This window comes from Rhizobacter sp. P2_H2 (assembly GCF_056403375.1).
In genome coordinates this window covers 1-1,001 of the sequence record NZ_JBFUFP010001500.1, presented here as the reverse complement: position 1 = coordinate 1,001, position 1,001 = coordinate 1, and the positions used below count along the sequence as shown (strand labels likewise).

The 1,001-nt window shown below is 72.2% G+C and carries 2 protein-coding genes; both read right to left on the bottom strand.

From position 1 onward, the window contains the following. Positions 1-302 (bottom strand): hypothetical protein (locus AC1D15_RS34255; protein ID WP_477829580.1); only part of this gene is annotated, 302 nt, incomplete at its 3' end. A gap of 5 nt (positions 303-307) precedes the next feature. Further along, a partial coding sequence (locus AC1D15_RS34250) for an XrtA-associated tyrosine autokinase (RefSeq protein ID WP_477829579.1) occupies positions 308-1,001 on the bottom strand: 694 nt, incomplete at its 5' end.

The window sequence follows — 1,001 nt, the reverse complement described above, 5'->3', positions numbered from 1 at the left end:
GTGTCGCTCTGCTTGATGCCGAGGTCGGGGGTCGCGTTGTCGGTGTGCACCAGCCGCGAGTCGATCGCCAGCACGATGTGGGTGGCCGGCGGCGGGCCGACCGGTGCCGACGCGGCGGCAGCGGCCGACGGCGCGGCGATGCCGCCGAAGGCACCGGTGCCAGGCGTGGCGGGGGTGCCCGGTGCGGCCGTCGGCGCCCCGGAATACTGCCCCCAGGCCCCGAAGGCGCAGCCCAGCATCGGCACTGCCAGCAGTGCGCGGGCCAGGCAGGTGGGGCGGAGGGTCCGTCGGCTCGGGCGCACGTCGTTCAGGTCCGGCGGTATTGCGGGTAGCGTTCGTAGCCGGACGAAGCACGCTGGCTGGCGGCCTTGTTCAGCACGCACCAGACGGTCTCGCAGGCCTCGATGTCGGCGAACGCACGCGCCACCGAGCTCTGCGCGGTCTTCTGCGCCTGCACCACCATCAGCACCTGGCCCATGCGGGCGGCCAGCACGCGCGATTCGCTGGTGGCCAGCAGCGGCGGGCCGTCGAAGATCACGATGCGGTCGGCGTAGCGCTCGGCCAGGTCGGCCAGCAGGCGCTCCATCGCGACGCTCGCGAGCAGCTCGGTCGACTGGTCGGTCGGCCGGCCGGCCGGCAGCAGCGACAGCTTCGGGATGTTGGTGCGCATCAGCACCTCGGACAGGTCGAGCGACGGCTTGGTCAGCACGTCCAGCATGCCGAGCTCGGCCTCGACGCCCAGGCGCGACATCACCGACGGCCGCACCACGTCGGCATCGACCAGCAGCACCGAATGGTCGACCTCCATCGCGATGCTCATCGCCAGGTTGATCGCGTTGTAGGTCTTGCCCTCGCCCGGCAGCGCGCTGGTCACGAAGATCAGGTTGCCGCCGGCCTTGCCCGCCTCGCGCGCGGCCTGCGCGTGCTCGATGATCGGGCGCTTGACGGCGCGCAGTTCCTCGGCGAGGCCCATGCGCGGATCGTCCGGCGTCAGGTAGCCC